This is a genomic window from Streptomyces sp. AMJ-169, assembly GCF_055597585.1.
On the sequence record NZ_JBVLTJ010000023.1, the window covers coordinates 67,475 to 91,048 of the forward strand.

The 23,574-nt window shown below is 70.7% G+C and carries 19 protein-coding genes; 8 read left to right on the forward strand and 11 right to left on the reverse strand.

Features of this window, described 5'->3' with window-relative positions; translation table 11 throughout:
* Window positions 1-22 precede the first annotated feature (22 nt).
* Window positions 23-1,477 carry an aromatic amino acid ammonia-lyase gene (locus ACYUD3_RS36195; RefSeq protein ID WP_470979921.1) on the reverse strand — a complete coding sequence of 485 codons (1,455 nt, stop codon included), beginning with the start codon at window positions 1,475-1,477 and terminating at the stop codon, window positions 23-25.
* The gene (locus ACYUD3_RS36200) at window positions 1,477-2,820 is read right to left on the reverse strand and encodes an MFS transporter (RefSeq protein WP_470979924.1); all 1,344 of its coding nucleotides are present in this window, start codon (window positions 2,818-2,820) and stop codon (window positions 1,477-1,479) included. Before ACYUD3_RS36200 ends, ACYUD3_RS36195 begins: the two co-directional genes overlap by 1 nt.
* A 157-nt stretch (window positions 2,821-2,977) precedes the next feature.
* On the opposite strand from ACYUD3_RS36200, the gene ACYUD3_RS36205 reads away from it, so the two are divergent.
* Together ACYUD3_RS36205 and ACYUD3_RS36210 are read left to right on the forward strand one after the other, a co-directional pair.
* On the forward strand, window positions 2,978-6,316 hold the full coding sequence (locus ACYUD3_RS36205) for a sacsin N-terminal ATP-binding-like domain-containing protein (protein WP_470979927.1): 3,339 nt from the start codon (window positions 2,978-2,980) through the stop codon (window positions 6,314-6,316).
* 124 nt (window positions 6,317-6,440) lie between these two features.
* Window positions 6,441-7,235 (forward strand): hypothetical protein, encoded by a 795-nt coding sequence (locus tag ACYUD3_RS36210; protein WP_470979930.1) that lies wholly within the window; start codon window positions 6,441-6,443, stop codon window positions 7,233-7,235.
* Window positions 7,236-7,237: 2 nt separating this feature from the next.
* Here ACYUD3_RS36210 and ACYUD3_RS36215 read toward each other — a convergent pair whose 3' ends face one another.
* Window positions 7,238-9,619 carry an HAD-IC family P-type ATPase gene (locus ACYUD3_RS36215; RefSeq protein WP_470979985.1) on the reverse strand — a complete coding sequence of 794 codons (2,382 nt, stop codon included), beginning with the start codon at window positions 9,617-9,619 and terminating at the stop codon, window positions 7,238-7,240.
* Window positions 9,620-9,739: 120 nt separating this feature from the next.
* Window positions 9,740-10,018 carry a DUF2530 domain-containing protein gene (locus ACYUD3_RS36220; RefSeq protein WP_470979933.1) on the reverse strand — a complete coding sequence of 93 codons (279 nt, stop codon included), beginning with the start codon at window positions 10,016-10,018 and terminating at the stop codon, window positions 9,740-9,742.
* A 116-nt stretch (window positions 10,019-10,134) separates the two neighbouring features.
* On the opposite strand from ACYUD3_RS36220, the gene ACYUD3_RS36225 reads away from it, so the two are divergent.
* On the forward strand, window positions 10,135-11,541 hold the full coding sequence (locus tag ACYUD3_RS36225; protein ID WP_470979936.1) for an NCS2 family permease: 1,407 nt from the start codon (window positions 10,135-10,137) through the stop codon (window positions 11,539-11,541).
* 32 nt (window positions 11,542-11,573) lie between these two features.
* Here ACYUD3_RS36225 and ACYUD3_RS36230 read toward each other — a convergent pair whose 3' ends face one another.
* Window positions 11,574-11,756 carry a ribbon-helix-helix protein, CopG family gene (locus ACYUD3_RS36230; RefSeq protein ID WP_470979939.1) on the reverse strand — a complete coding sequence of 61 codons (183 nt, stop codon included), beginning with the start codon at window positions 11,754-11,756 and terminating at the stop codon, window positions 11,574-11,576.
* A 130-nt stretch (window positions 11,757-11,886) separates the two neighbouring features.
* On the opposite strand from ACYUD3_RS36230, the gene ACYUD3_RS36235 reads away from it, so the two are divergent.
* Window positions 11,887-12,354, forward strand: coding sequence for a MarR family winged helix-turn-helix transcriptional regulator (locus ACYUD3_RS36235; RefSeq protein ID WP_470979942.1), 468 nt, complete (start codon window positions 11,887-11,889; stop codon window positions 12,352-12,354).
* A 187-nt stretch (window positions 12,355-12,541) separates the two neighbouring features.
* Window positions 12,542-13,822: an MFS transporter gene (locus ACYUD3_RS36240; RefSeq protein WP_470979945.1), complete on the forward strand. Its 1,281-nt coding sequence runs from the start codon at window positions 12,542-12,544 to the stop codon at window positions 13,820-13,822.
* Here ACYUD3_RS36240 and ACYUD3_RS36245 read toward each other — a convergent pair.
* Window positions 13,819-14,343, reverse strand: coding sequence for a GNAT family N-acetyltransferase (locus ACYUD3_RS36245; RefSeq protein ID WP_470979948.1), 525 nt, complete (start codon window positions 14,341-14,343; stop codon window positions 13,819-13,821). The genes ACYUD3_RS36240 and ACYUD3_RS36245 overlap by 4 nt on opposite strands.
* A gap of 34 nt (window positions 14,344-14,377) precedes the next feature.
* Between ACYUD3_RS36245 and thpR the strand changes: the two genes are divergently transcribed.
* A complete protein-coding gene (gene thpR, locus ACYUD3_RS36250; protein ID WP_470979951.1) occupies window positions 14,378-14,950 on the forward strand; it encodes an RNA 2',3'-cyclic phosphodiesterase in 573 nt (190 codons plus the stop codon).
* Window positions 14,951-15,601: 651 nt separating this feature from the next.
* Here thpR and ACYUD3_RS36255 read toward each other — a convergent pair.
* Together ACYUD3_RS36255 and ACYUD3_RS36260 are read right to left on the reverse strand one after the other, a co-directional pair.
* Complete coding sequence (locus tag ACYUD3_RS36255; protein WP_470979953.1) at window positions 15,602-17,884, reverse strand: protein kinase domain-containing protein; 2,283 nt, start codon at window positions 17,882-17,884, stop codon at window positions 15,602-15,604.
* Window positions 17,885-18,123: 239 nt separating this feature from the next.
* Complete coding sequence (locus ACYUD3_RS36260; RefSeq protein WP_470979956.1) at window positions 18,124-19,113, reverse strand: aldo/keto reductase; 990 nt, start codon at window positions 19,111-19,113, stop codon at window positions 18,124-18,126.
* A 160-nt stretch (window positions 19,114-19,273) separates the two neighbouring features.
* On the opposite strand from ACYUD3_RS36260, the gene ACYUD3_RS36265 reads away from it, so the two are divergent.
* The gene (locus ACYUD3_RS36265) at window positions 19,274-20,200 is read left to right on the forward strand and encodes a nuclear transport factor 2 family protein (RefSeq protein ID WP_470979959.1); all 927 of its coding nucleotides are present in this window, start codon (window positions 19,274-19,276) and stop codon (window positions 20,198-20,200) included.
* On the opposite strand, the gene ACYUD3_RS36270 is transcribed toward ACYUD3_RS36265, so the two are convergent.
* The 3 genes from ACYUD3_RS36270 to ACYUD3_RS36280 all read right to left on the reverse strand — a co-directional run bounded on the left by ACYUD3_RS36270 (window position 20,197) and on the right by ACYUD3_RS36280 (window position 22,187).
* Window positions 20,197-20,796 (reverse strand): Uma2 family endonuclease, encoded by a 600-nt coding sequence (locus ACYUD3_RS36270; protein ID WP_470979962.1) that lies wholly within the window; start codon window positions 20,794-20,796, stop codon window positions 20,197-20,199. The two genes, ACYUD3_RS36265 and ACYUD3_RS36270, sit on opposite strands and share 4 nt — an antisense overlap.
* 9 nt (window positions 20,797-20,805) lie before the next feature.
* Window positions 20,806-21,393 carry a Uma2 family endonuclease gene (locus ACYUD3_RS36275; protein WP_470979965.1) on the reverse strand — a complete coding sequence of 196 codons (588 nt, stop codon included), beginning with the start codon at window positions 21,391-21,393 and terminating at the stop codon, window positions 20,806-20,808.
* 110 nt (window positions 21,394-21,503) lie between these two features.
* Window positions 21,504-22,187 carry a GDSL-type esterase/lipase family protein gene (locus ACYUD3_RS36280; protein WP_470979968.1) on the reverse strand — a complete coding sequence of 228 codons (684 nt, stop codon included), beginning with the start codon at window positions 22,185-22,187 and terminating at the stop codon, window positions 21,504-21,506.
* Window positions 22,188-22,397: 210 nt separating this feature from the next.
* On the opposite strand from ACYUD3_RS36280, the gene ACYUD3_RS36285 reads away from it, so the two are divergent.
* On the forward strand, window positions 22,398-23,372 hold the full coding sequence (locus tag ACYUD3_RS36285; RefSeq protein WP_470979971.1) for a YncE family protein: 975 nt from the start codon (window positions 22,398-22,400) through the stop codon (window positions 23,370-23,372).
* Window positions 23,373-23,574: the final 202 nt, after the last annotated feature.

Genomic DNA, 23,574 nt, shown 5'->3' on the forward strand with positions numbered 1-23,574 from the left:
CAGGTCATCGGCGAGCAAAGGATCATGACCCCCCGGTGAACATCAGGAGCAGCTCCGCCGCCGCCTCCACATCCCCCGTGAGGTTCCGGTCCGCGACGGACGGATCGAGCCGCGCCGCCGCCCGCGCGTAGAACTCCCCCAGCTCCCCGGCCGGTACGACCCCTCGCATCCGCAACGCCCGTACCGCCGCCACGAGTTCGCACCCAAGCACCAGACCGAAGTGCTCCACCGACTCCCGCAGCCGCCGCGCCCCGGTGGACGCGAAGCTCGCGTGCTCCTCGACGCCGCGCGAGATCACCGCGTGCCCGAGCGTCACCGGCTGGGCGGCGCCCCGGAGTTCGGCCAGCGCGGACTGGGCGGCGTACTCGGTGATCATCACGCCGCTGCTGCCGTCCAAGTCCTCGGCCAGGAAAGGCGGCAGGCCCGTGAAGGCCGGTTCTACCAGGATTCCCAGGCGAGTTGTGGACAGCTCCGCCGTCGCCAGCAGGCCCAGCCGGAACTGGTCCGACGCCAGGGCGAGACGTGCCAGATGGAAGCCGCCGTGGTGGTGGTAGTCGTCCGACTCCACGTCCAGCAGAGGGTTTTCGGAGGCGGCGTTGATCTCGACGTACAGCACCTCGTCCAGCGCCGACCACGCGTCGAGCGCCGCGCCGTGCACCTGGGGCAGGCAGCGCAGGCCGAACGGGTCCTGGACCAGCGGGGGTTCCCAGTCCGCCGGTGCCAGCAGCTCCCGCATCCGTGCCGCGAGCCGCTGCGCGCCGGGGTGCGGGCGGCGGTCGTGCACGGCGGCGGCGTACGGCTCGGTGGAGCCGCGTACGGCGGTCAGGGTGAGCGCGGCGACCAGCGGGACCTGGTCGAGCAGGCGGCCCAAGTCGGTGGCGGCCAGGGCCGATTGGGCGATCGTCAGGGCGCCGCTGGACATCAGGGGGAGCGCGTCCCAGCGGGTCAGGGTCAGGGGAGCGGGAGTTGGACCCGTCCCGCCGCGCCAGGGGCGTTCGCCCGCCAGGGTCAGGCCCAGCTCGCCCAGCGCGGAGAGGTCGCCGGTGCCGATCGCGCCCAGGGCGTGCACCGTCGGCAGATGGCCGCCCGCGAGCGCCTCGGCGAGGGTGTCCAGGACCGCGACGTCGATCGCCGAGCCCGCGCCCAGCAACTGGTTCAGCCGCACCGCGAGCATCGCCCGCGTCTCGTCGTCCGGTACGACCGCCCCGACGCCGCCGCTGTGACTGCGCAGCAGCCGCATCCCGAAGGTGTCGGCGGTCCCCTGCTGCGGAACCGTCGTCGTCCGGTTGGCGCCCACGCCCGTCGTGTAGCCGTAGACCCGGCGGCGGGCGGTGATCCGTACGGCGCTCTCGCGGGCCTCGGCGACCCGGCGGCGGGCCTTGGCGTCGAGGCGGGGGGTGGCCGCGCCCCGGGCGAGGGCGGCGACGTCGGACGGGGTGAGCGAGCGGCCGTCCAGGGTCAGGGCCGGGGCGGGCATCAGTGGGCCCACTCTTCGGCGGTGAGGGTGTCCCGGGTCTCCGGCGCCCACGCCATGCTGACGACCGTACCGAGCAGCAGGACCAGGGCCAGCCAGCCCATCGACCAGCCGACGCCGAGGCTGTCCAGGCTGACCGGCAGGACGAACGTGCCGATCGCGGAGGCGATGCGGCTGGTGCCGTTGAGGAAGCCGACGCCGGAGCCGCGCAGCGCCGTGGGGAACAGCTCCGCCGGATAGACCTGGGTGATGTTGGAGGCCGCCGACATCACGAAGGTGTAGACGAGGAACGGCACCATCAGCACCCAGCCGGAGGCGCCGCTGAACACGGCCATCGCCCCGAGGCTGACCGCGAGGATCGCGAACGTGACGATCGTGAACGGGCGCCGTCCCATCCGCTGCACCGGCCACAGCCCGATCACCCCGCCCAGCAGCAGCGCGATGTTGAGCACCAGGTTCTGGGTGTCGGCGTCCGAGATCCGCAGGGTGCCGAGGATCTGCGACATGAAGGTGTAGATCGCGAAGTACGGCAGCACCTGGGCGCTGTAGAACAGCACGCCGAACCATGTTTTCGTCGCCTGCCCGGGGGCGAAGAGTTCCCGGTAGCGGGCGGCCGGTTTGGGCGTCGTCGCGAGCTCCTGCGCGGTGACGGTCTGGCCGAGGTACGTGCGCCGGATCTCCGCCGCCTCCTCGGTGCGGCCCCGGGAGGCCAGCCAGCTCGGCGACTCGGGTATCCCGATCCGCAGCAGCAGCACCAGCAGGGCCGGCAGCGAGCCGCTGGCCAGCAGCCAGTGCGCCGCGTCGTCGCTGATCGGGAGGTAGGTGCCGAGGATGTTGGCGACGACGTAGCCGACCGTCCACAGCACGGTCAGCGAGCCCAGCAGGACGCCGCGCAGCCGGCGCGGGGCGAACTCGGAGAGCAGCGTCGGGCCGACGGCGTAGTCCGCGCCGAGGCCGAAGCCGATCACCAGGCGCAGCAGGAACAGGGTCATCGGGTCGTGCGCCCAGAACTGGGCCGCCGAGGCGATCGCGATGAGCACGAAGTTGTACAGGTACAGCTTCTGCCGGCCGATCATGTCGGCGACCCGGCCGAGCAGGATGCTGCCGAAGAACAGGCCGATCAGCGCCGAGGCGCCCAGCAGGCCCTGCCACACGCCCGACAGGTTCATGGTCGTGGTGAGCACCGGCAGGACCGCGCCGATGATGCCCAGGGCGTAGCCGTCGGAGAAGTTCGCCCCGAATGTGGTCGCCGTCACCCGCAGATGGAATCCGGTGAGGGGCTCCGTCGCCGCCTGGTCCACCGCGGCCGAAGCCGGCGCCCCTTGTGTCGTCGCACCTGATGCCATGCCTGTCTCCCGGCGGCTGGTGGTGTTGAGGTGGCGACAGAATGCATGAATTAATTCGCCCAAGCAATAGGTCTATGAATATTCACATTCAATCCTGGAGTGCGTGCCCACGACACCGGGGCGGTACGGTCTCCTCACGCCGATGAGGAGAGTGAACGTGAGCAACTTCGTGCGGCCCGCAGCGGAGGGGGCCGACCCCTTCGGCACGGCACGGCTGCGGCGCGGTGTCCTGGACGCCTGGGCCACCAGCCCCGCCCGCTTCCGGGAGGACGCCAACGCCGAGGAAGACCTCGTGCTCGGCGGGTACCGGGACCGGCTCGTCGTCGAACTCGCCCAGAACGCCGCCGACGCCGCCGCCCGCGCGGGTGTTCCCGGGCGGCTGCGGCTCACGCTCCGCGAAGGTGTCCTCGTCGCCGCGAACACCGGTGCGCCGCTGGACGCGGCGGGGGTGGAGTCGCTGTCCACCCTCCGCGCCTCCGCCAAGCGGGACACGCCGTCCGTCGGCCGCTTCGGCGTCGGCTTCGCGGCGGTGCTCGCGGTCACCGACGAGCCGGCCGTGGTCGGGCGGCACGGGGGCGTGCGCTGGTCGCTCGCCGAGGCCCGCGACCTCGCCGCCGGCGTCGCGCGGCACAGCCCCGGCCTCGGCGACGAGATCCGCCGCCGCGACGGCCACGTCCCGGTCCTGCGCCTGCCGTACGCCGCCGAGGGCACGGCTCCGGACCCCTACGACACGGCCGTGATCCTTCCCCTAAGGGACAGCGCCGCCGCCGATCTCGCGGCCCGCCTCCTCGACGCCGTCGACGACAGCCTCCTCCTCACCCTCTCCGGCCTGGCGGAGGTCGTCATCGAGAACGGGGACGCCGCGCCCCGCACCCTGCGCCGCCGCACCGACGCCGCCTTGACGGTCGTGGAGGACTCGCGGGACGGCACGACGGCCTGGCGCACCCTCTCCGCGCACGGCGCCACCGCCCCGGAGCTGCTGGCCGACCGCCCGGTCGAGGAACGGCTGCGGCCGCACTGGTCGCTGACGTGGGCGGTGCCGGTGGACCCCCAGGGGGAACCCGTAAGGGCCCGCACCGCACCGGTCCTGCACGCCCCGACCCCGAGCGACGAGCCCCTAGGGGTACCGGCGCTGCTGATCGGCTCCTTCCCGCTGGACACGGCACGGCGCCGGACGGCGCCGGGTCCTTTGACGGACTTCCTGGTCCAGCGGGCGGCCGATGTGTACGCCGAGCTGCTGGCGGGGTGGCGGCCGGTGGGGGTGGGGGTCATCGATCTGGTGCCCGGACCTTTGGGGAAGGGGGAGCTGGATGGGGCGCTGCGGCTGGCGATCTTGGAGAGGCTGCCGGGGACGGCGTTTTTGCCGCGGGCGGTGGGGGTGGGGGCGGCTGCTTCGGCGGCGGGCGGTGGCGAGACGGCCGGTCCGGCGTTCGGAGTTGCGGAGGGGTTGCACGCCGTTGCTGCCGACTCCGGCTCCGCTGCCGCCAACTCTGGCTCTGCTGCTGCCGATTCCGGTTCGGCTGCTGCCGGCTCCGGCTCCGCCAACTCCGGCTCGCCCAGCTCCGGTTCCCCTCTCTCCGATTCCCTCCGGCTTCCCGAGGAAGACCCCGAACCCCTCGACGCCCTCCCCCCAACCCTCCGCCCCCGGGACGCCGAAGTCGTCGAAGGTGCCGGGTCCGACACCGTCCAGGTGCTCGCCGAAGTTCTCCCCACCCTCCTCCCCGTCGGTCTCGAACGCCGGGTCGAGCTGCGGACGTTGGGGGTCGTGCGGCTTTCGCTCGCGGACGTCATCGACCGGCTCGCCGGGCTGGAGAAGGACCCCGGCTGGTGGTACCGGCTCTACGACAGCCTCGCCGGGGTCGACCCCGACCGGCTCTCCGGGCTCCCCGTCCCCCTCTCCGACGGGCGTACCGCCATCGGCCCCCGTCAGGTGCTGCTCCCGCTCCCCGACACCGCCACCGACCCCGAGACCCTCGCCCGGCTCGGACTGAAGGTCGCGCACGAGGACGCCGCGCACCCCCTCCTGGAGAAGCTCGGCGCCCTCCCCGCCTCCCCGCGCGCGATCCTCACAACTCCCCAGGTCCGCAACGCCGTTGCCGCCTCCCTGGACGAGGACGGCGGCGCCTGGGACGACGACGCCCCGGACGCCGAGGAACTGGCGGAGACGGTCCTCGCCCTCGTGCGTGAAGCCGGACTCGAACCCGGCGACGAACCCTGGCTCGGCGCCCTCGCCCTCCCCGACGAGGACGGCGAACTCGCCCCCGCGGGCGAACTCGTCCTCCCCGGCAGCCCGTTCGCACAGGTCATCCGCGAAGGCGAACTCGCCGAGGTCGACCCCGAGTTGGCCGACAAGTGGGGCGCACAGCCGCTCACCGCCTGCGGAGTGCTCGCCGACTTCGCCTTGGTCCGCGCCACGGACGTGGTCCTCGACCCCGACGAACTGGAGCCCCGCGAGGGGGACTTCGCCGAACCGGACGACGCCGGGCTGCTGGACGCCGTCGACGTGTGGGCGGAGGACATCCTGGACCGCTTCCCCGACTCCCCGGTCCCGCCGGTCGCCACGGAACTGATCGCCGTGCGCGACCTGGACCTCGTCGACGAGGACAAGTGGCCCGAAGCACTGGCCCTGTTGGCGCAGCCGCCACTGCGCGACGCCCTCATCCAGCCGCTGCGCGTCCTCCTCCCCGACGGCACCCACGAGATCGTCCGTTCCTACACCGCCTGGTGGCTGCGCGGCCACCCCGTCCTCGACGGCCGCCGCCCCGCCGGCCTCCTCGCGGCCGGCGGCGACCCGCTGCTGCGCGGTCTGTACGACGAGGCCGACGCGACCGGGTTCGACGACGAACAGGTCCTGCGGGCCCTGGGAGTCCGGACCTCCGTACCCGCCCTCCTCGACGAGCCCGGCGGCGCCGCCGAACTCCTCGACCGGCTCGCCGACCCGGAGCGCGACGTCAGCGGAGCCCAACTGCACGGGCTCTACAGCGCCTTGGCCGACCTCGACCCCGAACAGGTCACACTGCCCGAGGAGTTGCGGGCGGTCGTCGACGGGGACGTCGAGGTCGTGGACGCCGCCGACGCCGTCGTCGTCGACTCCCCCGACCTGCTCCCCTTCACCGGCGGCACCCCGCTGCTGCCCGTACGGCCCGCGCGGGCCGCCGAGTTGGCGGAGCTGTTCCAGGTGCGGCGGCTGAGCGAGTCCGCCACCGGGGAGGTCGACTCGGAGGGCACCGAGCACGACGTGCCCGAGTCGGTCGCGGTGCTGCTGGGGGCGCGGACGCCCACGTCGTACGTCGAGCACGACGAGCTGATCGTCGGCGGGGTCGGCATCGACTGGCGGCTGAGCGACGACGGGGTGCTGCACGCGGCGACCCTGGAGGGGGTCGCGGCGGGGCTCGCGTGGGCGGCGGGGCAGTGGCCCCGGCGGTTCGAGGTGGCGGCGCTGCTGGAGGATCCGTCGCGGACGGGGGAGCTGGCGCGGGACCGCTGGTTCGACTGAACAGCGGGTCCAGAAAAAAAGTTCACCAATACTCTTCAACCTTCTACAACTTTTCGCATCCCCCGTGGGTCTGATCAGCGAGTCAACAGACTCGTTGATCATTCATCCCAACTGGGGAACGCACATGCGCATTCGCGCCACCGCCACGGTCGCCGTTCTGGGCGCCGTGGCCCTTTCCGCCCTCGCCGTCCCTGCCGCGCAGGCCGCTCCGGCCGCCGCAGGACCGAAGGTGACCTTCTCCAACCTCAAGTTCAACAAGGGCGCGGCGATCGTCGCCGGGGCGACGGGCAAGCTGTCCGTGCCCGTCACCTACACCGTGACCAAGCCGGCGAACCTGAGCACCGACTCCTTCGAGACCGGGCCCCTGATCTACCGCGGCGCGACGGTCAGCAAGCCGTCCGACATCTTCATCAGTGACGAGCCGGGCACCTGCAAGGCCGCCTCGACGACCGTCCTGAACTGCACCGCGACCCTCGCGTTCAACATATCCGCCGGCGACCTCATCAATGAGGAGGCCGGTGCGTGGAAGGCCGGCGGGCTCGCCGTCGACGAGAAGAACCCCACCTGGCAGGGTGACCTCGGCGCCGTCAAGCTGCTGCGCTCCGCCAAGCTCGCCACCGCCACCGTGAGCGCGAAGACGGTCAAGAAGAACGCGACCGTCACGCTCAAGTCCACGCTGACCCGCGCCAATTGGGACACCAACAAGTACGGCGTGTACGGCACCCAGTCCGTGCAGCTCCAGTACAAGAAGTCCGGCGCCACCGCCTGGACGACCCTGAAGACCGTCAAGACGACGGCCAAGGGCGCCCTCAGCACCACGGCCAAGGCCACCGCCAGCGGCTACTACCGCTACAACTTCACCGGCAACTCCGTGACGTCGGCGACCGCTTCGGCCGCCGTCTACGTCACCGTCCGCTAGAACTAAGCCGGCCAGCGGCGGTCGACCCACCTCCACGCGAGTTCGAGGACGGCCGCCGCCACCACGGCGATCCCCACGGCGATCCACGGCATGGTGGTCCCCACCAGCTTCAGCGCGAAGAAGTGCTGGAGCCAGGGGACCGCCAGCACCACGACGAACGCCAGCCCCATCGCCATCACCAGCAGCACCCGCCACCACGTGTACGGTCGCGCGATCACCGCGAGCACCCACATCGAGACCAGGAACAGCGTGAGCGTCGCCGCACTGGTCTCCGCGTCCAACGCGTCGGCGCCCGTGTAGTGGTGACGGGCGATCAGATACGACACGAAGGTCGCGACCCCGGCGATCACCCCGCCCGGGATCGAGTACCGCATCACCCGCCGTACGAAGTGGGGCCGCGCGCGTTCCTTGTTGGGGGCGAGGGCGAGGAAGAACGCCGGGATGCCGATCGTCAGCGTCGACAGCAGGGTCAAGTGCCGTGGCAGGAACGGGTATTCGACCTGCCAGCAGACCACGAGCAGGGCGAGCAGCACCGAGTACACGGTCTTCACCAGGAACAGCGTCGCCACCCGGGTGATGTTCCCGATGACCCGCCGGCCCTCCGCGACCACCGAGGGCAGCGTCGCGAAGCTGTTGTCGAGCAGCACGATCTGCGCGACCGCCCGGGTGGCCTCGGAACCGGAGCCCATCGAGACGCCGATGTCCGCGTCCTTCAGGGCGAGGACGTCGTTGACGCCGTCGCCGGTCATCGCGACGGTGTGCCCGCGTGACTGGAGGGCGGCGACCATCTCCCGCTTCTGCTGCGGAGTCACCCGCCCGAACACCGTGCCCTCGTCCAGCGCCTTCGCCATCTCCTCCTGCCCGGAGGGGAGCCCGCGGGCGTCGACGGCCGTGCCGGTCAGCCCGAGCTTTCCGGCGACCGCGCCGACGGACACCGCGTTGTCGCCGGAGATGACCTTCGCCCGGACGTTCTGCTCGGCGAAGTAGCGCAGGGTGTCCGCCGCGTCGGGGCGCAGCCGCTGCTCCAGGACGACGAGGGCGGCCGGTTCGAGGCCGGCGGCCACCTCGGGGTCGTCCAGCTCACGGCGGGCGCGGGCCAACAACAGGACGCGCAGGCCCTGTTCGTTGAGGCGCTCGGTCTCCGCCAGCGCCGGGTCGGCCGCGTCCAGCAGGACGTCCGGGGCCCCCAGCAGCCAGGTGCTGGTCTCGCCGTTGCCCTCGCTGAGGCTGGCGCCGCTGTACTTGCGGGCCGAGGAGAAGGGCAGCGACTCGGTGCAGCGCCAGTCGGCGGCGTCCGGGTAGGCGTCGATCACGGCCTGGAGGGAGGCGTTGGGGCGCGGGTCCGACTCGCCCAGGGCGCCCAGGACTTGGCGGACGTACCCCTCCTCCTGGCCGTCCAGGATCCGGAGTTCGGTGACGTCCATGCCGCCCTCGGTGAGGGTGCCGGTCTTGTCGAGACACACGGTGTCGACCCGGGCCAGGCCCTCGATCGCGGGCAACTCCTGGACGAGGCACTGCTGTCGGCCCAGCCGGATCACCCCGATCGCGAACGCGACCGACGTCAGCAGGACCAGACCCTCGGGGACCATCGGGACGATGCCGCCGACCGTGCGGGCGACGGAGGACCTGAAGTCGTTCTCCTTGACGATGAGTTGGGTGATGACAAGGCCGATCGCGGCCGGGACCATCATCCACGTCACGTACTTGAGGATCGTCGAGATACCCGTCCGCAGCTCCGAGTGGACGAGCGTGAACCGGGAGGCCTCCTCGGCGAGTTGGGCGGCGTACGCCTCGCGGCCCACCTTCGTCGCCCGGAACGCGCCGCCGCCCGCGACCACGAAACTGCCCGACATCACCGGATCGCCGGGGCGTTTGACGACCGGGTCGGCCTCGCCGGTCAGCAGCGACTCGTCGATCTCCAGCCCGTCGGTCTCCGCGCAGACGCCGTCCACGACGATCTTGTCGCCGGGGCCGATCTCTATCAGGTCGTCCAGGACGATCTCCGAGGTGGCGATCCCGACGGCCGCCCCGTCGCGCCGGACCGTCGGCCGCGCCTCGCCGATCACCGCGAGCGAGTCCAGGGTCTGCTTGGCCCGCCACTCCTGGATGATGCCGATCCCGGTGTTGGCGAGGATCACGAACCCGAACAGGCCGTCCTGGATCGGCGCCACCGCCAGCGTGATCAGCCAGAGCACGCCGATGATCGCGTTGAACCGGGTGAAGACGTTCGCCCGGACGATCTCCCCGAGCGAGCGGCTGCTGCGCACGGGGACGTCGTTGACCTCGCCGCGCGCGACGCGTTCCGCGACCTCGGCGGTGGTCAGCCCGCCGGGGCGCGGGGCTGGGGCGGGCGGAGCGTCGTCCGCCGCGTCGGGATGGGCCATGCCGTCGGTGTGGGCCATGCCCTCGACGGTACGTGCCAACGGGGTGGATCACCCGCCGAGGAGGCGGAAGATCAGACTGAGGGAGGAGGCGGGTAATGCCCTGGTTGTAGCGGGCCTGTACTACACAGGGCCGTCTGCCGCGGTCCGCGCCTGGAGTGCCGCGTGGCGTTTGATCGCCGCGTCGCGCCGGCGGACGATCCACGTGCCGAGCAGCCCGAGGCCGGTGCCCGCGAGGCAGGTCCACAGCCACAGGAGGCGGCCGTGGTCGGCGTACCAGCCGTAGAACGGCAGCTGAGCGAGGAAGAGGACGAACCACACGATCGTCCCGCCGGTGATGGTCGCGACCACGGGCCCCTCCAGGGGCTCCGGCGCCTCGTGCTTGGGGGTCCACTTCGCCATGCGGTCAGTTTACGAGCCGGTCACATCTACCCGCGAAGATAGGTGCACCGGCTGCTATATGTTCATACTGAAACCGACTACATGTGACCACTTCTCTTCGTAGGAACCACCAAACGATGTCTTCCCCGACTCCCGGCGCCCTCGACCGCTACTTCAAGATCTCCGAACGCGGCAGCACGCTGTCCCGGGAGATCCGGGGCGGTCTCGCGACCTTCTTCGCGATGGCGTACATCATCGTGCTGAACCCGATCATCCTCGGCAGCGCGAAGGACATGTACGGCCATCAGCTGGACAACGGCCAGCTCGTCACCGCGACCTGTCTCTCCGCCGCGCTCACCACGCTCCTCATGGGCGTCATCGGCAACGTCCCGATCGCGCTCGCCGCGGGGCTCGGCGTGAACTCGGTCGTCGCGCTCCAGCTCGCGCCCCGGATGTCCTGGCCGGACGCGATGGGCATGGTCGTCCTCGCCGGTCTCGTGGTCATGCTGCTGGTGGCGACCGGCCTGCGCGAGCGGGTCATGAACGCGGTCCCCTTCGGTCTGCGCAAGGCGATCAGCATCGGTATCGGTCTGTTCATCATGCTGATCGGCCTGGTCGACTCCGGCTTCGTCAGCCGCATCCCCGACGCCGCCCACACCACCGTCCCGGTCCAGCTCGGCGGCGACGGCCACCTCGTCGGCTGGCCGGTTCTCGTCTTCGTGCTCGGCGCGCTGCTGACGCTGGCGCTGATCGTGCGCAAGGTGCCCGGCGCGATCCTCATCTCGATCGTCACCATGACGGTCCTGGCGATGATCATCGACGCCGTCGCGAAGGTCCCGTCCTGGGGCCTGACGACCCCGAAGTGGCCCGGCAACCCCGTCGCCAGCCCCGACTTCGGGCTGCTCGGCAAGGTCAGCCTTTTCGGCGGGTTCGACAAGGTCGGCGTGCTGACCGGCATCCTCTTCGTCTTCACCGTCCTGCTGTCCTGCTTCTTCGACGCCATGGGCACGATCATGGGCATCTCCGACGAGGCGAAGCTCACGGACGCCGAAGGCCAGATGCCCGGCATCAACAAGGTGCTCTTCGTCGACGGCATCGCGGTCGTCGCGGGCGGCGCCACCTCCTCCTCGGCCACCACCTGCTACGTCGAGTCCACCGCCGGGGTCGGCGAGGGCGCCCGGACCGGTTTCGCCAACATCGTCACGGGCGCGCTCTTCGCCGTCGCGCTGTTCCTCACGCCGATCGCGACCATGGTCCCGTCCCAGGCCGCCACCCCCGCGCTGGTCGCGGTCGGCTTCCTGATCCTGTCCGGCTCGGTCAAGGAGATCGACTGGGCCGACCACACCATCGCCGTCCCGGCCTTCATCACGATGCTGATGATGCCGTTCACCTACTCGATCACCAACGGCATCGGCATGGGCTTCATCGCCTTCACGGTCCTGCGGCTCGCCGCCGGCCGGGCCAAGGAGATTCCGGTGGCGATGTATGTGGTGTCGGCGGTGTTCGCCTTCTACTACCTGATGCCGGCGCTGGGTCTGACCTGAGCCGGTGGGGTCTCTCAGGCGACTTCGGTGCCCTAGGTGAGCCCGTAGAACTTCTCTGTCTCCTCGACGGCGGCGTGGAACCGCTCGTCGAAGTCGTCCCGAATGAGCGTCCGGACCACATAGTCCTGGACGCTCATTCCTCTTCTGGCGGCGTGTACCTTGAGCCGTTCGAGCAGCTCGTGGTCTATCCGCAGGCTGAGCACGCTTGTCCCCATGCGTACGAGGGTCGCGGCACGGCTTCGGGTCGCGGGAGACCTTCGGCGGAGCTGTCACCCGGATGAGTGAAACGGGGGATCGCGGCGTTTCGGCTGGTCTTTAGCGAGAGTAATGAGGTAGGCTAAGGACATGCCGGACTTCGACCACTCCGACGACACCTTCAATGCCGACACGGCCGCTGAGGACGCAGCCGCCGTGAACGCCCTCCGATCCGCGGTGATGCGGCTCTCCCGCCGTCTGAAACACCAGCGGGTCGACGAGTCGCTGAGCCCGACCGAGATGTCGGTGCTCGGCACCCTGTCGCGCTGTGGCAGTGCCACCCCCGGTGAACTGGCCCGCAAAGAGCATGTACAGCCGCCGTCGATGACCCGCATCGTCGCCCTGCTCGAAGCCAAGGGGCTGGTCCGCCTGGAGCCGCACGCCGAGGACCGGCGCCAGAAGGTCGTCACCCAGACCGAGCAGGCCGAAAGCATGCTGGAACAGTCCCGTCGCAAGCGGAACGCTTTCCTGGCGGGCCTGGTCGAGGATCTCGACGACGAAGAGTGGGCCAAGCTCAGAGCCGCCGCGCCGGTACTGGAGAAGCTCGCGCATCTGTAAGGCAGTCCACAAGAGGAGGCGACCCGCATTGAGTTCGGGACCCGGAGCAGAATCCGCACCCGCGCCGATCATCCCTACTAGTTCAGAAGAAGCTGCCGCTTCAGAGGCGGCGGCTGCGGAGAGTGCGCGGTCCGAGTCCCGTAAGCCCTCGGGGTCCCGTAAGTCCCCTAAGTCCTCTAAGTCCTCGATGTTCAGTTCGCTGAAGGTGCGCAACTACCGGCTCTTCTTCGCGGGGCAGGTCGTCTCCAACATCGGTACCTGGATGCAGCGCATCGCCCAGGACTGGCTGGTTCTCAGCCTCACCGGCTCCGCGACCGCCGTCGGCGTCACCACGGCGCTCCAGTTCCTGCCGATGCTCCTGTTCGGCCTCTACGGCGGAGTCCTCGCCGACCGCTTCCCCAAGCGCCGCATCCTGCTGATCACGCAGACCGCGATGGGCCTGACCGGCACAGCGCTCGCCCTGCTCACCCTCTCCGGACACGTCCAGGTGTGGCACGTCTACGTCGCCGCCTTCGCCGTCGGCCTCGCCACGGTCGTCGACAACCCCGCCCGCCAGTCCTTCGTCTCCGAGATGGTCGGCCCCGAGCAGCTCCAGAACGCCGTCAGTCTGAACTCCGCGAACTTCCAGTCCGCGCGCCTCGTCGGCCCCGCCGTCGCGGGCGTCCTGATCACCGGCGTCGGCACCGGCTGGGCCTTCCTCTTCAACGGCCTCTCCTTCATCGCCCCCCTCGCCGGCCTCCTCCTCATGCGCGCGCGTGAGCTGTACCCCGCCAAACGCGCCCCGCGCGGCAAGGGCCAGCTGCGCGAGGGGCTGCACTACGTCGCCGGCCGCCCCGACCTGATCTGGACCATCGCCCTGGTCGGCTTCATCGGGACCTTCGGCTACAACTTCCCCGTCTACCTCTCGGCTTTCGCGGACGACGTCTTCCACGCCGGCGCCGGCGCGTACAGCCTCTTCAACATCCTCATGGCCGTCGGCTCCCTCGCCGGCGCCCTCCTCGCCGCCCGGCGCGGCACATCCCGGCTGCGCATACTCATCGCCGCCGCCATCGCGTTCGGCGCCGTCGAGGTGGCCGCCGCGTTCGCGCCCTCGCTCTGGCTGTTCGCCCTGTTCATGGTCCCGATCGGGATGTTCGGGATGACCGTCAACGTCACCGCCAACACCGGCATCCAGATGTCCACCGACCCCGAGATGCGGGGCCGGGTGATGGCGCTGTACATGATGGTCTTCCTCGGCGGGTCCCCGGTGGGGGCGCCGATCGCCGGGTGGATCACCGACGCGTACGGGGTCCGGGCCGGGCTCGCGGTCGGCGGGGCGATAGCCCTGCTGGCGGCCGTCGTGATCGGGCTGGTCCTGACGAGGGTCGGCGGATACCGGTTGTCGTTCGGCTGGAACGGGGGGCATCCTCGGGTGCGGTTCCTGCCCAGGGAGGGCAGCCGAGAAGGGGAGCTGGCGCCCGCGGCCTAAGGGAGCCGTCGCTCCAGGAGTTGGCCCGGCCAGTCGGCGCCGACGGTGAAGGTGTGGGTCGGGGTGAAGCCGTTGGCCTCGTAGTAGGCGACCAGCTTGCGGTCGTCGCCGGCGTAGCAGTCCACCCGGAGCAGGGCGATGCCCCGGCTCCGGGCGAGCTCGGCCGCGTGGGCGAGGAGGGCCGCGCCGGTGCCGTGGCCCTTGAAGCGGCGGTCCGAGGCCAGCCAGTGGATGTACAGCTCGGGCTCGCCGGGCGGTGGGACGAGGGCGCTGAGGTAGGGGCCGGGGGCGCCGGTGAGGGTGAGGGTCGCGGCCGGGACGCCGTCCGCCTCCGCGATGAACACCTCGCCCTCCGCCATGTACCGCGTCACCGACTCGACGGTCTTCGGGTTCGCCGACAGCGGCTGCGACCCCCACTGCCCCGTCCGCCCCTGCGCGGTCAGCCACTGCACGCCGCTGTCCAGCATGGCGAGGATCACGGGGAGGTCGTCGGGGGCGCCCGCTCTGATCGTTATGTTCATGCCGGACATCATGCGGGGCGGGACAATCGCCGGCATGAGACTTTTTGCCGCCGTGCTGCCCCCGGAGGCCGTGGCCGCTGAACTCGCGCTCACTGTCGAGGAGTTGAGGGCGCTGCCCGGTGCGCAAGAGCTGCGCTGGACCGGTCGTCCGGGCTGGCACTTCACGCTCGCCTTCTACGGCGACGTCGACGACTCCCTCGTCCCCGCGCTGGCGGAGCGGCTGGCGGGGGCGGCGCGGCGGGCGGGGCCTTTCGAACTCGCCGTGCGCGGGGGCGGGCAGTTCGGGCACGGCAGGGTGCTGTGGGCCGGGGCCGGCGGGGATCTCGGCGCGCTGCGGGTGCTGGCCGGGCGGGCGGAGGCGGCGGGGCGCAAGGCCGGCGTGGACACGGCGGAGCACCGGCACTACCGGCCGCATCTGACGCTCGCGCGCAGCAGGGAGGCGGTGGCGGCGGACGCGTTCACCGCTCTGCTCGGGGAGTTCGCGGGGGCGGCCTGGCGGGTGGCGGACCTGGCGCTGGTCCGCAGTGAGCTGCCGCGTTCGGGGGTCGCGGGGGAGCGGGCCCGGTATGAGGTGGTCGGGCGCTGGGCGCTCGGCGGGGGCGGTTAGGCTCGACGGGTGGACCCTAAGACCAGGAACCGGATCATGGCCGGTGCGCTTGTATTGATGTTCGCTGTGGTCGCCGTGGCGGCGGCGGTCGGGAGGTAGGGGGCGGACGGGGCTTCTCGCGGGGGGCTGCTGGGGAGGGGTGAGCTTCTTTGGCGGTGGCGGTTTTCGGCGGGGCGAGCCGTCTTCGGCGGCGCTTTTCGGCCGGGTGGGCCTCTTTGGCGGGCGGCGGTTTTCGGCCGGGCGAGCCGTTTTTGGTGGCGGCGCTCTTCTGCGGGGCGGGCCTCTTTGGAGGGGCGAGCTGTTTTGGGCGGCGGCGTTTTCCGGCGGGGCGAGCTGTCTTCGGCGGCGGCGCTCTTCTACTGGGCGAGCTGTCTTTGGCGGTGCCCTTCTGTCGGGCGGGCCTCTTGGTCGGTGGCCTTCTTCTGTCGGGCGAGCCTCTTTAGCGAGTGGCCTTCTCCGGAGGGGTGAGCCGGGGTGGCGGGGTGGCTGCTGTGGAGGGGTGAGCCGCTTCGGCGGGCCAGGCTTTCTGGCTCTGCGGGGCGGGCCCGGTCGGTCCGCCGCCGGTGATCCGGGTCGGTCTGCCGGCGGGCGGCCCCCTTCTGTCGGGCGGGCCTCTTTGGCGGGCGGCCCCCTTCTGTGAGCCGGCGTGGGTCAGCCCCCCGCCGGGGACGGGGTCTGGTCGGGGGCCTCGGTGTCCGTGCGGATCGAGAATGCTGTTTCGCCGGCGATCGCGATCAGGGTGTCCTTGAACAGCAGGGCCGTCGGGGTCGTCGATTCCGGGGAGTCGCCGGGGGCGTCCAGTTTCTCCGTCGTCCAGTCGACGCCGCCGGTCGGGCGGTCCAGGGCGATGGTTCTGCCGTAGCGGTTGACCAGGAGCAGGCTGTCGTACTTCGGTGAGAACACCGGCTTCGAGAGGTTCTCGACCGCCGTGTCCTGCTCCCACACCCGGGTGCCGTCGGACACGTTGTGGGCGGTGACCGTGCCGTCGGGGCGGACGAAGTAGAGGGTGGCGCCGATGAGGGTGACCGTCCCGCGCGGGGTCTCCTTCAGCGGGACCCGGGTGACGGCGCCCGCGGCCGGGTCGACCTTCAGCAGCGCCGGGTACGGGGTGTCCAGCGGGTCGGTGAAACCGCTCGCGGCGAGCTTCGGCTCGGCGAACAGGAGCTTTCCGCCGCTGACCCCTAGGGGTACGGCCCCGTTGGGGAGCGTCGCGATCTCGTGCGGGGTGCCGTCGGCCGGGTCGAGGCGGAGCAGGCTCCAGTTTCCCTTAGTGGGGTCGTCGGCCCGCGCGCACAACCCGTAGGGGGCGCCCCCGAGAGCGAGCGGGGTGCAGTGGGTGCCGGAGGCCGACGCCGACTTCGTCGTCCACAGCACCTCACCCGTCTTGGAGAGGGCGATCAGCCGCGCGTCCCCCGGGCTCACCGCGAGGGCGCCGCCGGAGAAGACGACGGCCGGTTCGACCTCCTCGATCCCGTGCGCCCACAGCCGTTTCCCGGTCCCGGCGTCCAGCGCGAGCAGCTGCCAGCGGACGGTGTCGGAGTCGGGCTTCTCGTAGATGTACAGGACGCCGTCGCGCAGGCCGACGGGCCGGGCCGTCTGCGGGCTCACGCCGTAACGCCACAGGACCTTGCCGGTGGCGGGGTCGAGCTTGGCGACCGTGAAGCCGACTCCCGCGCAGTACAAGGAAGTTGGGGTGGCTGTGTTGCCGACTCCCGTGCTGGTGGCGGTACTTGGACCGGCGTCGGTCAGGCAGCCCCAGTCCGAGTTGGACACCAGGCGGTCCGTGTCGACGGACGCCACCGGCTGGTTGAGGTCCGTGCGCCAGGGGTGCCAGCCGGTGGGGAGGGCGGGGGCGGGGGAGTTCTGGAAGGAGGCGACGGAGGGGGTGCTGGAGGTGACCCACCACACGGTGCTCGCCGTGCCGCCGGAGAGGACGGCCAAGGCGAGGGCGAGGACGGTGAACCGGCGTCGTCTGCGGGGGGTTTCACCGGCGGGCGGGGTGGTGTCGTCGGTGCCGCCGGCGTCGGCGTGCGTGGTGTCGTAGGGGCCGAGGGCGTGTGGCTGACTGGCCTTCGTCGCGGGGGAGTTGGCGGGGAGCGTGGCCGACGGCAGCGGCGGGTCGTCCGGGAGGGCGGCGAACTCGGCGTACAGCTCGGCCAGTTGGGGGCGAGAGGCCGGGTCCTTGGTGAGGCAGCGTTCGACGATCGCCCGTAGTGGCTGCGGGACGCAGCTCAACTCGGGCTCGTTGTTCATGACTTGGTAGCCCGTGAGGTACGGGCTCTCGCCGTCGAAGGGGCGGTTGCCGGTGGCGGCGTAGGCCAGGAGCGAGCCGAGGGAGAAGATGTCGGAGGCGGCGGTGACGTCCCGGGGGGAGACGAACTGCTCCGGGGACATGAAGGGCGGGGTGCCGATCAGGCGGCCGGTGACGGTCAGGAGCTGGCTGTCGGCGGCGCGCGAGATGCCGAAGTCGATGACGCGCGGCCCGTCCCCGGCCATCAGGACGTTGCTCGGCTTGAGGTCGCGGTGCACGACCCCGGCCTGGTGGATGTCGCGCAGCGCCTCGGTGAGGCCGAGCGCGAGCACCCTCAACTCCCGTCCGCCGAGCGGTCCTTCGCCGGTGACCAGCTCGGCGAGGGTGCGGCCGGGCACGTACAGCGTGGCCATCCACGGGACCTCGGCCTCGGGGTCCGCGTCGACCACCGGCGCGGTGAACGCCCCGCTGACCCGGCGGGCCGCCGCGACCTCCTGCCGGAAGCGGGCGCGGAACTCCTCGTCCTGCGCGTACTGCGCGTGCACGACCTTCACCGCGACCTGCCGCCCCGACGCGGACCGCGCGAGGTGGACGACGCCCATGCCGCCGCTGCCGAGCCGCTCGACGAGCGTGTAGCCGCCTGTCACCGCGGCGGCGGGGCCCGATCCACCCGTGCTCGGCATTCCCGGTCGCCCTTCCCGTGTACGTACGTCCTTCGAGGTCCGGGGGCCCAGCCTAGGGGACGGGGGTGGAGGGGGTGGGTGCCCCTAGGGGGCTGGGGGTGAGGGTTCGCCCTTAGGGGGGCGGCTGCCCTTAGGGGACGGCTGCCCCCTAAGGGACAGCTCCCGGTTCGCTTCAGGCGCCGTCCCCTAGGGGAGCCCCGGTCCACCGCTGGGCGCCGTCCCCTAAGGGAGTCCCGGACCTACCAGGCGAACGCCTCCGGGGACGGCCCCGGCCCCGGGAAGATCTCGTCGAGGCCGGTCAGCAGGTCCTCGTTCAGCTCGGCCGCCACCGCGCGGACCGCGGAGTCCAGCTGTCCGGCCGTACGCGGGCCGATGATCGGGCCGGTGACGCCGGGGCGGGTGAGCAGCCAGGCCAGGGCGGTCTCGCCGGGGTCGGCGCCGTGCTTGGCGAGGAGGTCCTCGTACGACTGGAGCTGGGCGCGCTTCGCCGGGTCGGCGAGGGTGTCGGCGGCGCGGCCGGTGGCGCGACGGCCGCCCTCGACCTCCTTCTTGATGACACCGCCGAGCAGCCCGCCGTGCAGCGGGGACCAGGGGATGACGCCGAGGCCGTACTCCTCGGCGGCCGGGAGGACCTCCATCTCGGCGCGGCGTTCGGCGAGGTTGTACAGGCACTGCTCACTGACCAGGCCGAGCGAACCGCGGCGCGCGGCGGTCTCGTTGGCCTGCGCGATCTTGTAGCCGGGGAAGTTGGAGGACCCGGCGTACAGGATCTTGCCCTGCTGGACCAGGACGTCGACGGCCTGCCAGATCTCCTCGAACGGGGTCTGGCGGTCGACGTGGTGGAACTGGTAGACGTCGATGTGGTCGGTGCGCAGCCGCTTCAGCGAGGCGTCGACCGCGCGGCGGATGTTGACCGCCGAGAGCTTGTCGTGGTTGGGCCAGGGGGCGCCCTCGGGCGCCATGTCGCCGTACACCTTCGTCGCGAGGACGACCTTCTCGCGGCGGCCCTCGCCCTTCGCGAACCAGTTGCCGATGATCTCTTCCGTGCGGCCCTTGTTCTCGCCCCAGCCGTAGACGTTGGCGGTGTCGAAGAAGTTGATGCCCGCGTCGAGCGCCGCGTCCATGATCGCGTGGCTGTCGGGCTCGTCGGTCTGGGGGCCGAAGTTCATGGTGCCGAGGACGAGGCGGCTGACTTTGAGACCGGTGCGGCCGAGCTGTGTGTACTTCATGGACGTAGCCAACGGCGTGGAGTGGACTCGAATCAAGGGCTTCGCGGGGGTGGGTCGGGGCGCTCTCTGGTGGTTAGTGCTTTCGTGTGGTTAGTATCGGGGGAGCTTGAAAGTTCAAGCTGGATCTCGTTCGAGCTGGACTCGTTCCGGAGGAGTCACCGTGTCCCCCACCACGTCCGCCCGCAGGGCTCTCGTCGCCGCGCTCGCCGCAGCCGCGCTCACCGTCGGGGTCGCCGCGCCCGCGCTGGCCTCTTCTGGTCATGGCGGCCGGCCTGCCGCTGTCGCGTCCCCGTTCCGGCTGGCGTACCAGAAGGAGGTCGCCGCGAAGGTGCTCAAGGGGGTGTTCGAGCAGGGGGACGGCTCGGTCGTGGACCGCTATGTCCGGCCGGACTACATCCAGCACAACCCCTCCGCGCCCGACGGCGCCGCCACCCTGAAGAACCTCGCCGGGGCGCTGCACCAGCAGTTCCCCGAGCTCCGGTACGACATCAAGAGGGTTATTTCCGAAGGGGACTTGGTCGTCGTCCACTCCAACGTGGTCCTGACGCCCGGGACCAAGGGCAGCGCCGTCTTCGACATCTTCCGCTTCCAGGGCGGGAAGATCGCCGAGCACTGGGACGTCGTACAGAACGTCCCGGAGGCGTCGGCCAACGGCAACGACATGTTCTCGACGGTGAGTTGGCCGCGCACCGAGCAGCCCGGACCGGCGTGGGCGACCTCGTACAACAAGCGGCTCGTGGCGAAGGCGTTCGGGGAGTTGCTGGTGAAGAAGGACGTCAGCGCCGTCGACCGGTACTGGCGCGGCGACTACCAGCAGCACAATCCCAACATCCCCAACGGCGCCGACGGCGTGAAGGCCGGCCTCGGCGCCTACTTCGCCCAGTTCCCCCAGCTGCGGGTCGAGCCCAAGAGGGTTGTCGCGGAAGGGGACTTGGTGGCCGTCCACAGCCACTACATCCCGGCCCCCGGCGAGCGGGGCCAGGCGATCGTCGACCTGTTCCGGGTGCGGGGCGGGAAGATCGTCGAGCACTGGGATGTCGTGCAGGACGTGCCGGAGAGTTCGGCTAACGGCAACACGATGTTCTAGAGCGGGAGTTGGGGTGCCCCCGGGGCGGCGCACGACCGGCCTCGGGGGAACTCGGCTGTTCTGAGGGTGAGTTCGAGGGGCGTCCCGGTCAGATCGAGGTCCCTGCCGAAGTCGGCCCGCAGCGTCTGGGTGTACTTGCCGTGGGCGGGCGCGGTGTGTACGTGGCAGCGGCCTTGGTGGGGGTCGGCGATGAGGTAGACGGGGACTTCGGCGGTGGCGTAGGCGGTGAGTTTGGGGCCGTAGTCGTGGGCGGCCGTACCCTTGGAGACGACTTCGGCGACGAACTCGACGTCCTCGTAACTCCACTGCTCACGCGCTGACTTGGCCGCGGTTTCGGTCAGCAGGGTCAGGTCGGTCGCGAATCCGTTGAGGTGGCCCGGGTAGTCGACCCGGACGTCCGACAGCACGCGTTTCAAGGGGTACTTGGCCCGCAGCTGTTCGCAGAGGTCCATGACGATCTCCCAACGGGCCTCCTCCTTCGGCGTCATGTGGACGCAGCCCTCGATGATCTCGACTTTGTAGCCCTCGGGGGCGGGCATCTTTTCGAGCCGGTCGAACCACTCGTCGAGCCGGCTCGTGTTGTTGCTCTCGGTCATCGCCGGCGGTCAGTCGCGGGGGAAGCCGTCGGTCTTGAGGATCAGGTCGACGACCGTGCCGGTCAGGTCGACGTCCTTGCCGAAGTCGACCCGCAGCATCTTGGCGTAGGCGCCCGCCGCCGGGTCCGTATAGACGTTGCAGCGGCCCTGGTAGGGGTCGGCGATGAGGTAGACGGGGACTTCGGCGGTGGCGTAGGCGGTGAGTTTGGGGCCGTAGTCGTTGGCGGCCGTGCCCTTCGAGATGACCTCGGCGACGAACTCGACGTCCTCGCAACGCCAGCGGCCGTTCTGCCTCTTGGCGGAGTCGCGCATCTTGACCACGTCCGGGCAGAAGCCGTTCTTGTCACCGGGGAAGTCCACGCGGACGTCCGAGAGGACGGTGACGTCCATCCCGAACCGGTCTTCGAGGGCTCGTACGATGCGCCGGACGATGGCCCAATGGGTGTCTTCCTTCGGCGCCATGCAGATGCTCCCCTCGACGATGTCGACCGTGTATCCCCCGGGGACGGGCATCCTCTCGAGCTGCTCGAACCACTCGTCGAGCTGACTCGTGCCGCGATCCTGAGCTGTCGCGATCCCGTTGCCGAGGACGGTCATCGTGGCACTCCTCCCGGCTGCCCGCGTCCAGGTGCAGCCGTGCGGTACAACGATACGTACGGTGATCAGGTCACGCACGGGCCCTCGGGGGCCGTACACCTGTGCCCCGGTCAGCCCCTGCCCCCCTCGTACTCCTCGCCCAACCCCCACTCCTCGTACATCGCCTCCGCGAACGCCCCCGCCAGCCGGTGCTCGCCGCTCGTGTTCGGGTGCGTGCCGTCGTACGTGTCCAGGTCGATGTCGTATCCGCGCGGGATCGAGGCCAGGAGGAGGGAGGAGTTCGGTTCGTCCAGGTCCAGGGTGGCTTTCTCCAGGAGGGTGTTGAAGAGGTCGACCTGTTCGGCGAAGTCGGGGTCGGCGGTGGCTCGGATGTTGGGGATGACGGGGAGGATGACGATGCTGATGCGCGGGTTGGTCGTTCGGGCGGCTTTGATGAAGGAACGAACGTTCTCCGCCGTTTGTTCCGCGTTCGTGTAGAAACCCAGGTCGATCAGACCCAGGGACACCAGCAGGACGTCCGCCCGGTGCGCGCGCACCGCCTCCCCGATCAGCGGGGCCATGTGCATCCACCCCTCGCCCCAGCCGGCGAGGTGCCCGGAGGGGAACTCCGGGTCGGCGTACGCGTACGAGACGGGGGCCTCGGCCTCCTTGTCGTACAACGTCTCGCGGGGGCCGACCAGCGTGAAGGGGCCGCCGTAGGTGGCACACAGGTGCCGCCAGAGCCGGTACCGCCACGTGTGGTCGCCCGCGCTGCCGATCGTCATGGAGTCACCGACGGGCATGAACCTGAGCATCCGCTCATGATGGACGATCACAGCCCGTGGCGGGATGTGAACCCCGACACCTAGGGGAGCCGGTCCCGTAAGGGTGCCCCTGAGAGGGCCGGCCCCTAAGGGTTCCCCAGCCCCAGCACCTAGGGTTCCCGTCCCTTAAGGGGAAGCCCCCTAAGCCCTCTGAGGCCCCGTCCCTTAAGGGCCCCGCCCGCAAGATGGCACGCTGGACCCATGCGCCGACCGTTCGTCCTCCTCGCCGCCGGCCCCCTCCTCGCCGGAGCCCTCGCCACCGGAGCCCTCGCCGCCCCCGCCTCCGCAGCCGACGGCGGGTTCACGATCAAGGACTCCCGCATCACCGAGTCCAGCGGCCTCGCCGCCTCCCGTCTCCACCCGGGGGTGTACTGGACGCACAACGACAGCGGCTACGGCCCCCAGATCTACGCCGTCGACAGCGCCACCGGCGAGACGGTCGCCACGGTCACCCTCAGCGGCATCGGCACCCCACGCGACGTGGAGGCGATCTCCATCGGCCCCGACAACCAGCTCTACGTCGGCGACATCGGCGACAACTTCGACGGCCGCTGGCCCTACGTCTGGATCTACCGGCTCCCCGAGCCGAAGGAGCTGAAGGACCAGACGGTCCGCGCGACGCAGTACATCGTCAAGTACACCGACGGAGGCCGCGACGCCGAGTCGATGGCCGTCCACCCGAAGACCGGCCGGGTGTACATCATCGACAAGAAGGAGGAGGGCGGCCACCTGTACGAGGGCCCCGCCCAGCTCTCCCCGACCGGCACCAACACCTTCCGCCCCATCGCCCCGGTCGACCTCTGGGCCACCGACGCCGCCTTCTCCCCGGACGGCCAACACCTCGCCGTACGCGGCTACTTCGGCGGCATCGCCTACGACTGGAACGACGGGAAGATCGAGAAGACGGGCCAGCTGGACGTCCCCCTCCAACGGCAGGGCGAGTCCCTCACCTACTCCACCGACGGCACCGAACTCCTTTACGGCAGCGAGGGTTCACAGAGCGGCGTCGTCGCCCGCGACGCCCCGGGTGCGAGCAAGTCCCCCGCGAAGGAAGGCAGTTCGGCCGCCTCCGGGGAGAGTGACGCTGCCGGCGACGGGGTCACCAAGGGCGCCGTCGCCATCGCCCTCGTATGCGCCGCTTTCTTCGGCCTGCGACGGCTGCTGCGGCGCAGCTGATCCCCCCTCCGCTCAGGAAGTGGCGTCGTACGTCTTGACGGGCCGATGGGACCGGTCTTCTCTGGGAGGTGCGGGAGTGGGAGCGCTCCCACTCGTTCCGGCCCGCGCCTGCCAAGAGGTTCGCGAGAGCTTTCCGAGAGACATCTCGCGTGCCTAACAAGTCAAGCCGCTGCGGCCAGAGCCACTGAATGACCGGAGGTGA

Bases quoted from the DNA above. Each gene is read 5' to 3' on its own strand.
- ACYUD3_RS36210 (WP_470979930.1), top strand. From the start codon at position 6,441: ATGCGCATTCGCGCCACCGCCACGGTCGCCGTTCTGGGCGCCGTGGCC.
- thpR (WP_470979951.1), top strand. From the start codon at position 14,378: ATGAGACTTTTTGCCGCCGTGCTGCCCCCGGAGGCCGTGGCCGCTGAA.
- ACYUD3_RS36235 (WP_470979942.1), top strand. From the start codon at position 11,887: ATGCCGGACTTCGACCACTCCGACGACACCTTCAATGCCGACACGGCC.
- ACYUD3_RS36270 (WP_470979962.1), bottom strand. From the start codon at position 20,796: ATGACCGAGAGCAACAACACGAGCCGGCTCGACGAGTGGTTCGACCGG.
- ACYUD3_RS36225 (WP_470979936.1), top strand. From the start codon at position 10,135: ATGTCTTCCCCGACTCCCGGCGCCCTCGACCGCTACTTCAAGATCTCC.
- ACYUD3_RS36255 (WP_470979953.1), bottom strand. From the start codon at position 17,884: ATGCCGAGCACGGGTGGATCGGGCCCCGCCGCCGCGGTGACAGGCGGC.
- ACYUD3_RS36240 (WP_470979945.1), top strand. From the start codon at position 12,542: ATGTTCAGTTCGCTGAAGGTGCGCAACTACCGGCTCTTCTTCGCGGGG.
- ACYUD3_RS36195 (WP_470979921.1), bottom strand. From the start codon at position 1,477: ATGCCCGCCCCGGCCCTGACCCTGGACGGCCGCTCGCTCACCCCGTCC.
- ACYUD3_RS36285 (WP_470979971.1), top strand. From the start codon at position 22,398: ATGCGCCGACCGTTCGTCCTCCTCGCCGCCGGCCCCCTCCTCGCCGGA.
- ACYUD3_RS36280 (WP_470979968.1), bottom strand. From the start codon at position 22,187: ATGCTCAGGTTCATGCCCGTCGGTGACTCCATGACGATCGGCAGCGCG.
- ACYUD3_RS36200 (WP_470979924.1), bottom strand. From the start codon at position 2,820: ATGGCATCAGGTGCGACGACACAAGGGGCGCCGGCTTCGGCCGCGGTG.
- ACYUD3_RS36215 (WP_470979985.1), bottom strand. From the start codon at position 9,619: ATGGCCCATCCCGACGCGGCGGACGACGCTCCGCCCGCCCCAGCCCCG.
- ACYUD3_RS36245 (WP_470979948.1), bottom strand. From the start codon at position 14,343: ATGAACATAACGATCAGAGCGGGCGCCCCCGACGACCTCCCCGTGATC.
- ACYUD3_RS36220 (WP_470979933.1), bottom strand. From the start codon at position 10,018: ATGGCGAAGTGGACCCCCAAGCACGAGGCGCCGGAGCCCCTGGAGGGG.
- ACYUD3_RS36230 (WP_470979939.1), bottom strand. From the start codon at position 11,756: ATGGGGACAAGCGTGCTCAGCCTGCGGATAGACCACGAGCTGCTCGAA.
- ACYUD3_RS36275 (WP_470979965.1), bottom strand. From the start codon at position 21,393: ATGACCGTCCTCGGCAACGGGATCGCGACAGCTCAGGATCGCGGCACG.
- ACYUD3_RS36260 (WP_470979956.1), bottom strand. From the start codon at position 19,113: ATGAAGTACACACAGCTCGGCCGCACCGGTCTCAAAGTCAGCCGCCTC.